Annotated in this window: 1 protein-coding gene; it reads left to right on the top strand. The window is 74.6% G+C overall.

All coding sequences use genetic code 11. From position 1 onward, the window contains the following. Positions 1-1,841: amino acid adenylation domain-containing protein (locus ABZ646_RS46085; RefSeq protein ID WP_360533633.1), on the top strand; the 1,841-nt coding region annotated here is incomplete at both ends.

The following is a 1,841-nucleotide window of genomic DNA, read 5'->3' as shown; positions in this document are numbered from 1 at the left end:
GGCAGGTCCGCGAACGCGCCCTCGACGCCTACGCCCACCAGGAGCTGCCCTTCGAGCGGCTGGTCGAGGAGCTGGCACCGGAGCGGGACCCGTCCCGTACGCCGCTGTTCTCCTCCATGCTGCTGTGGCAGGACGCGGCCGGTTCCCCGGCGCCGACGCCGATGGGCCCGCTGACGGCCGAGCGGCTGCCGGTCGGCGAGAGCAGCGCCAAGTTCGACCTCACCGTGGGGCTCGCCGAGCAGCCGGACGGCTCGCTGTCCGGCGGCGTCAACTACGCCTCGGCGCTGTTCGACCCGGCGACGGCCGAACGGTTCGCCGCGCAGTTCGCCCGCCTGCTGGAGAGCGCGGTCGCCTCGCCCGGCACCCCGGTGGACGAACTGGAGATCCTGCCCGCGGCGGAGCGCGACCGCCAGCTCGTCGACTGGAACGCGACCGGCCGGCCCTACCCGGCCGGCACCCTCACACAGCTGTTCGAGGCCCAGGCCGCCCGCACCCCCGACGCCGAGGCGGTGCGCTACGAGGGCGCCGGCCTCGGCTACCGGGACCTGGACGAGCGGGCCGGCCTGCTCGCCCAGCACCTGCGCACCCTCGGCGTCGGACCCGAGTCCGTGGTCGGCGTCTGCCTGCACCGGGGCACCGACCTCGTGGTGGCGCTGCTGGCGGTGCTCAAGGCCGGCGGCGCCTACCTGCCGCTCGACCCGGACTACCCGGCCGACCGGCTCGCCTTCATGCTGGAGGACTCCGGCGCCCGCGCCGTGATCACCGACCCCGGACTCGCCTCCCTGGTGCGCGACCGCGCGCCGTACCTGGTCGACATCACCGCCGACATCCCCCGCGCCCGCGCCCACCCCCCGGCCGTCGCGCCGTCCCCCGAGCACCCGGTGTACCTGATCTACACGTCGGGCTCCACCGGCCGCCCCAAGGGCGTGCTGGTCGAGCACCGGGCCATCGTCAACCGGCTTCACTGGATGCAGGAGGCCTACGGTCTCGGCGCCGACGACCGGGTGCTGCAGAAGACGCCCTACAGTTTCGACGTCTCGGTGTGGGAGTTCTTCTGGCCGCTGATCACCGGCGCCACCCTGGTGCTCGCCCGCCCCGGCGGCCACCGCGACCCGGCCTACCTGGCCGGGCTGATCGGCACCGAGGCGGTCACCACCGTCCACTTCGTGCCGTCGATGCTGCGGGCCTTCCTCGCCGGGCCGCTGCCGGCCCTGCCCTCGCTGCTGCGCATGGTGTGCAGCGGCGAGGCGCTCCCCGCCGACCTGGTCACCGCCGTGCACGAGCGGATCGGCTGCGAGCTGCACAACCTGTACGGACCGACCGAGGCCGCCGTGGACGTCACCGCGACCCGGTGCGAGCCGGGCCTCCCCGTCACCATCGGCCGCCCGATCGCCAACACCCGCACCTACATCCTGGACGACGCCCTGCGGCCGGTGCCGATCGGCGTGCCGGGCGAACTCCTGCTCGGCGGCGTCCAGCTGGCCCGCGGCTACCTGAACCGTCCGGCGCTCACCGCCGACCGCTTCGTGCCCGACCCCTTCGCCACCGAGCCCGGCGGCCGGCTGTACCGCACCGGCGACCTGGCCCGGTACCGCGCGGACGGCGCCATCGAGTACCTGGGTCGGCTCGACCACCAGGTGAAGATCCGTGGCCAGCGGGTCGAACTCGGCGAGATCGAGGCGGTGCTGGCCGAGGTACCCGGCGTCGCGGCCGCGGCCGTCGCCGTGCACGACGAGCAACTCGTGGGATACCTGGTGCCGCCCTCGGCGAGCAGGAGGCCCAGGGAGGCGTCCGTGAGGAGGGTGGCCTCGGTTCGCGAACGGTGCTCGGACAGGCCCAGC

Source organism: Streptomyces sp. NPDC007162, assembly GCF_040634175.1.
In the GTDB taxonomy this organism is placed as follows: Bacteria; Actinomycetota; Actinomycetes; order Streptomycetales; family Streptomycetaceae; genus Streptomyces.
Note: the sequence above shows the minus strand (reverse complement) of the source record. Positions and strands in the feature narration are given on the sequence as shown.